Annotated in this window: 6 protein-coding genes; all 6 read right to left on the bottom strand. The window is 29.1% G+C overall.

Annotated elements, in window-relative coordinates; all coding sequences use genetic code 11:
• Positions 1-111: DUF4236 domain-containing protein (locus MRZ08_RS01520; protein WP_297378513.1), on the bottom strand; the 111-nt coding region annotated here is incomplete at its 3' end.
• 353 nt (positions 112-464) lie between these two features.
• On the bottom strand, positions 465-1,109 hold the full coding sequence (locus tag MRZ08_RS01515; protein ID WP_297378510.1) for an ATP-binding cassette domain-containing protein: 645 nt from the start codon (positions 1,107-1,109) through the stop codon (positions 465-467).
• Positions 1,110-1,119: 10 nt separating this feature from the next.
• Complete coding sequence (locus MRZ08_RS01510) at positions 1,120-3,339, bottom strand: hypothetical protein (RefSeq protein ID WP_297378508.1); 2,220 nt, start codon at positions 3,337-3,339, stop codon at positions 1,120-1,122.
• Positions 3,340-3,355: 16 nt separating this feature from the next.
• Positions 3,356-3,652, bottom strand: a complete 297-nt coding sequence (locus tag MRZ08_RS01505) for a hypothetical protein (RefSeq protein WP_297378505.1) — start codon at positions 3,650-3,652, stop codon at positions 3,356-3,358.
• A 211-nt stretch (positions 3,653-3,863) separates the two neighbouring features.
• Positions 3,864-4,778: a helix-turn-helix transcriptional regulator gene (locus MRZ08_RS01500; protein ID WP_297378502.1), complete on the bottom strand. Its 915-nt coding sequence runs from the start codon at positions 4,776-4,778 to the stop codon at positions 3,864-3,866.
• A gap of 358 nt (positions 4,779-5,136) precedes the next feature.
• On the bottom strand, positions 5,137-6,018 hold an 882-nt coding region (argF, locus tag MRZ08_RS01495; protein ID WP_297378499.1), incomplete at its 5' end, for an ornithine carbamoyltransferase.

Genomic DNA, 6,018 nt, shown 5'->3' with positions numbered 1-6,018 from the left:
TTTGGTTAGTCTAAATCCCTTTCCTCCCCAGGAAAATCCTAGACCAGTCTTTGACATGTTTATCCTAAAGCCCTTGCCTAAATTTATACTTTTTCTAAATCTTATTCCCATAACTTCCTCCTTTGATAATTATATCAAATCTTGGAGTTTTTTCCCATAATAAAGCTGCCAGCAGGTAAGCTAACCCCACAAAGTTGGACCTAATAGCAGAGTTAGTGTTAAAGCCTAATCTGCTATTTCTTTGTCCTTTACTAGCCAAAGCTTGGTAGACAAAAGTTCCATTATTATAAGATACTTGGGAATTATAGTCTAAATGCAAATCCTCCAAGTAATACATAGAGGATCTCTAAGATCAGCTGGTGATGTAAAATATACCCTTGATGTAGAAATTGTATAATTTACTTCTACCAACACGATTTATTATAGAACCAGTATTTTATAGACCAGATTCTTTTATTTTACTTTTATTTATTTAAGCTTATTACCCTATCACAGTTTTTAGCTAAATCCATATCGTGCGTTACAATAAGGATAGTTTTATCATAATTTTCTCTTAATCTAAGCAGTAAATCAAATACAGTATGGCTCATATTAGGATCAAGAGAGCCAGTAGGTTCATCAGCAAGAATTATATCACCTGGTTTTACAATACATCTGGCAAGAGAAACTCTTTGAGCCTCACCACCTGATAGAGTGTTAACAGGAGATTCAATTAGATTATCTATGCCAAGATCTTTTAGAGTGTTTCTTATATAATTTAGCTTCTCCGATTTTTTTAAATTTGTATACTCCATAGAAATCAAAAGATTTTCTAAAACAGTTTTATGATTTATTAATGCGTAGGATTGAAACAAATAATTGATAGTGTTTCTACGAATCATCATTGCCTTTTTGCTATTTATATCCGGCAATATCTGAGATTTTATTTTTATTTCACCACTATCTATCGTTTCTAAAAGACCTATCATATTTAAGACTGTAGATTTTCCAGAACCAGATTTACCAATAAGAGCTACTATCTCGTTCTTATCTATATCAAATGATAAGTCATTAATTATATTTCTGTTTCCATAAGACTTATTTAAATTCTTTATCTCTATACTTTTCATAATCTCCCCCTTAAGACTTTAGGTAGTCCAATAACTTACTAAATTGATTTTTACTATATGTTTTATAAAGAAATATAAACTCTATCACAGCAAGTAAAGTTATAAGCAGTATTCCTATTTTTGACTTATAGATTGCTACTGCTATGAAGTCTATCAATAAAACTATGATTACAAATATATTGATTTTCTTATATATTTTATTATTTGTATAACCTAAAAATCTTTTGATATTTATTTCTTCATCATTCATTATTCTAAATAGAACTATGCTAGAATAAAGTAAAATGAGACATATTGTTCCAAGCATTATAATTAAAGATAAGAATAATCTTATGGTAATTAGTAATGTTTTTTGAATTCCATCTACATGTTTTTCAATTGGTAAATATGAAGGTAAATTGTCAGACAGATTATATTTTCTTAAATAATTATAATTAGTGTAATTATTCTTAGCATCATAACTCAGCTTTACAAAGCTATTAGCTAGCCCCATTGCATTAATGCTCTCCGATTCCCTAAATATCATATTCTCACTAGTAACGATATTTATAATAGGATCCTTTGTATAGTTAGAATCTTCTACGGATGTGTTATAGGTAAATAAATCTCTATCATTATCATAAGTATAAAATTTAAGATTTTTCTTATTCATATAGGCTGTCTTTATATCATCATCTCTAAAATCGACATTATCTCGTTCCAAGATATATTTTTCCATCTTGTTTTTTTCATGATTACTATATGAGCTAGGTATTAGATAAATTCGAGATCCATTATAAGCTTCATTAATCACATTATCATCTATATTTATTCCTATCTTATTTAGATAATTTGGACTAGCTATAAATTCCCAGAAGGCTTTATCTGGCAAGGACTTGTATACACCTTTTTGCTTTAAATCATAAATAGTTTCATCTGATGTAAATGAAGTATTAATTATATAAACTCCATCCTTTCCTTCAATTGATTTATACCAGTCATAAAAGTCTTGATGTATTGCTTTAGATTCTCTAGTAAAAGATTTTTGATCATCTCCTACATTTAGTTCATTTAAAATATATAGGTCAGATACTTCCTTCCAGTTAATTGATAGCCTTTTGTTCTCCTCTATCTCTTTGTAAGGTCCATCTATGTAAATTGCCATAAATACCATAGCTATATTAGATAGGAGAAATAAAGTCAAAGCCATAATTATATATTTCTTGGTGGATATCCTATTTTTGATAGCATCTATTGGTGATATTGTAAGCATTACTATAGAAGATACACATACTAATAAAAGAATAATTATAAAATTAACTACACCATACAAAAACATCGTACTTATAAATGTAAGACTTCTAAAAGAAAAATTAGTTAAAATAAGGCCATATAATACAAGCATTACTGAGCTTATAGACCCTACATTTATAAATGGAGTAAAGATTTTAAACACATAATCTTTTTTACTATATCCTTGAAGTATGTAAATTCCCATTTCCCTTATACTTCTTACAGAATTTATAATAAATAAGGAAAACAGAAGTAGTAATGTTAATAAAAAAAGTCCTATCAAGATACTTTCTTTAAAGGAATTATCTAAATAAGATCCACTTAAGTTTTCTGAGAATTTTTCTCTACTAATACCTGTTATTTCAGATAAAGCTTTAATTATGATATCTTTATCTTCTTGCTTAGCACCAACAAGTCGGTAGTTTCCATTAATATTATTAGTATTTAAAGTTTGTGGTAAAAGAGATTTAATAACAATATTGTCTCCTAAAACGAATTTAGGAATATCTCTTATCATATTAATACTAGAGCTTTCATATCCTATGCTTAAGTCTTCATTAGAGCTTAATAATTTGTTAATATCATCGTCTTTGACTAGCTTTTGATTCATAAAACTAAGATCAAGCTTATCTTTATTACTATTATAATCTCCAGCTAGCAAGATCCTTTCTCCTATAGTATATCCCTTACTATCAAGTATATCTTCAGTTTTTACTAATAAAATATTATTTTTATTTGCATACTCCTCTAAAAAATTAAGAACATTGATAGTTTTATCTTCTCCAATATATCTAATATCTATCACTGGGGCATCTTGGGGAGTTGTGTACAATTTTTCTCTGTAGTTTTCATTTAGATAGTAAGTAGAAAGCAAGGAAAATATTATTCCTTGCAATACTATTACTAAATAGGTTATATACTTTAACCAATTATTATTCTTTTTTTCTTTACTATGCATAGTAAGACTTCCCTAATTATCTAGCATCCCAATAAGCTGTAGCACTACCTGTGCCAACAAATTTTTGAGCATATGCGCTGCCCTCATCAGGTGCTTTCCAACCTGAAAAAACGTTGTTAGCCGTAGCTGCATGGTCATAATATCTTGTATAAACATCAGAATAACTATATACCCCATATTTTCTTCCATGTTCCCAGTTAATAGGAGTGCCTTTAAAATATACTGTTTCTGCATTTACTATAGCTGGTGTAATAGCTAGTAAAGACAAACTTAAAGCAAAAACTTTCCTCAATCTTCTAATTTTTTTATTCATAATCATACCTCACTTAATAAATCTTGATAACTTTGTATAGTTATTATATGTTCTGTATCATCACTTATGTTATTAATACTAATAAAGCATAGTAATGTTAGTAAAGAGTAGATAAGTTTCTTCATATATTCTCCTCTTATTTATTAGGTTAACTTGTATATAAACTATCATGAAAGAAATATAAAGTAAATACGATAAAAATCGGGGTAAGTTAGTTTAAATCCTGAATTATAGATTTTATTTTGCTATTTAATTTATAGTTAGAAGAGAATAATGACAATTGGAGTGAGAATTCAAAAGATTCATAAGCTAATTCATTACGCCCCAATTTTTGCAATATTAATCCTTTTTGGAATAATACCAAAGTATAGAATCTGATATCATGATTCTTTAAAGATTTAATTAGTTGTTCATTTAGCTTAAGTGCTTCTTCATAGTTACCTAAAACAAATTTTGTATTAATATAGTTGTATACCAAATATTTATTTATTCTGTCTGCTTTATTTATCGATATAAGTGAACTATATATATCATTCGATTTTTCAATGTCAATTTGATTATTAATACCTGCTATATTCATTAGTATTCTCTTCTGCAAATCATTATATTTATAATTGTCTATCTTGCCTAAACTAAAATTATTGATATACACATCAATAGCTTGGAATGCTAAATCCAAACTTCCACTATAATTTTCATTTAGACTAGTTTCTACAAAAGAATTGTATAGCAAGTATTTTGATTTTACTTCTTTAAATGTACTATCTGGTAAAAAAGAATAGTCTATTTCCGAAACTTTATTAAGTAGTTTTTGGATTTTTTTGTAGTCATAGACTAAAAGACTTTCTTCAATGCTATTATATATGGTCTTGATATTACTAATTGTAGAACCTTTTGAATTAGAAAAAATCTTGCTAAAATCATTTATATCTATTTTCAAAGATTCTAAAAGTAGCATTAAAGTAACTACATTAGCATCAGTATATCCATTTTCAATTTTTCTAATAGTATCCTTGTTTACCCCGCTTATATTAGATAGTTCTTCTTGTGTTATATTACTAAATCTCCTGATGTTTTTTATTTCTTTACCGATAAAGGGGTACAAGGATTTATTTTCTTTTTTCATATTCCCTTTCTATTAGTTTATTCTTACTATAAACTAAGTTATAGTAAGTATTAGTTTTAAACTCATTTATTATAATTATATGCAAACAAAAACTGATTGCTAATTATAAGCTGGCCCCATAAGGTTGGACCTAATGCCAGAGATAGAACTAAACTAGCTCTAGTATTTCTTTTTCCTTTCCTACTCCTAGGGGTAGGAAATTTTTATATCAGATGTTTGTTTCTAAATATTCTTTTACTAATTTTATTTTGAATTCTGTACTATATTTTGCCATTTAAAAACTGACCTCCTTTAGTTAGTTTTTTGGCCTAACTTTTGGAGGTCAGTTGTAGAAATAGTATTCTTAGTTAATATTTTCTTATTTAAGGGTCGCATACATTATAGCTTTTATTGTATGCATTCTGTTTTCAGCTTCATCAAATACTTTAGATTTGTGTGATAGGAATACTTCTTCTGTAACTTCCATACCGTTTAGTTCGTATTTGTCGCCAAATTTGTCATGGATGTCCTTGCCTACGATTGTGTTTAGGTCGTGGTAAGATGGGAGGCAGTGCATGAAGATTGTTTCTTCTTTGGCATTGTCCATTACCTTTTGGTTAACTTGGAATGGGTGAAGTTGTTCTATTCTACTAGCCCAAACTTCTTCTGGTTCTCCCATTGATACCCAAATATCTGTATAGATTACATCAGCATCTTTGGTGCTTGCCATTACATCTTCGCTAAACTCAACTTTTGAGCCGTGTTTTTTAGCAAATTCTCTTGCTAATTCTTGAACATCTTCTTCTGGCCATAGGTCTTTTGGACCACAACCTGTGAAGTTAATGCCAAGTTTTGCACATGTTACAGCTAAGGAGTTACCCATATTGTTTCTGCAATCGCCCATGTATACAAAGTTTAGCCCACGTAAGTGTCCAAAGTTTTCTTTGATTGTAAGCATATCAGCAATCATTTGAGTTGGGTGCCATTTGTCTGTTAGGCCGTTCCACACTGGTACACCTGCATTTTCAGCTAATTCTTCGACTAAATCTTGTCTAAATCCTCTATATTCAATACCATCGTAGAATCTACCTAAAACTTTTGCAGTATCAGCTATTGATTCTTTCTTACCCATTTGGCTTGATCCTGGATCAAGATATGTTACTCCCATACCAAGGTCCATTCCTGCTACTTCAAATGAACATCTTGTTCTTGTAGATGTCTTTTCGAATAGTAGGACTATGTTTTTGCCTTGGAGGTAATT

It is taken from the genome of Anaerococcus sp. (genome assembly GCF_022770135.1).
Classification (GTDB): Bacteria; Bacillota; Clostridia; order Tissierellales; family Peptoniphilaceae; genus Anaerococcus.
This window is presented reverse-complemented; position numbering and strand designations above follow the sequence as displayed.

Bases quoted from the DNA above. Each gene is read 5' to 3' on its own strand.
- MRZ08_RS01515 (WP_297378510.1), bottom strand. From the start codon at position 1,109: ATGAAAAGTATAGAGATAAAGAATTTAAATAAGTCTTATGGAAACAGA.
- MRZ08_RS01510 (WP_297378508.1), bottom strand. From the start codon at position 3,339: ATGCATAGTAAAGAAAAAAAGAATAATAATTGGTTAAAGTATATAACC.
- MRZ08_RS01505 (WP_297378505.1), bottom strand. From the start codon at position 3,652: ATGAATAAAAAAATTAGAAGATTGAGGAAAGTTTTTGCTTTAAGTTTG.
- MRZ08_RS01500 (WP_297378502.1), bottom strand. From the start codon at position 4,778: ATGAAAAAAGAAAATAAATCCTTGTACCCCTTTATCGGTAAAGAAATA.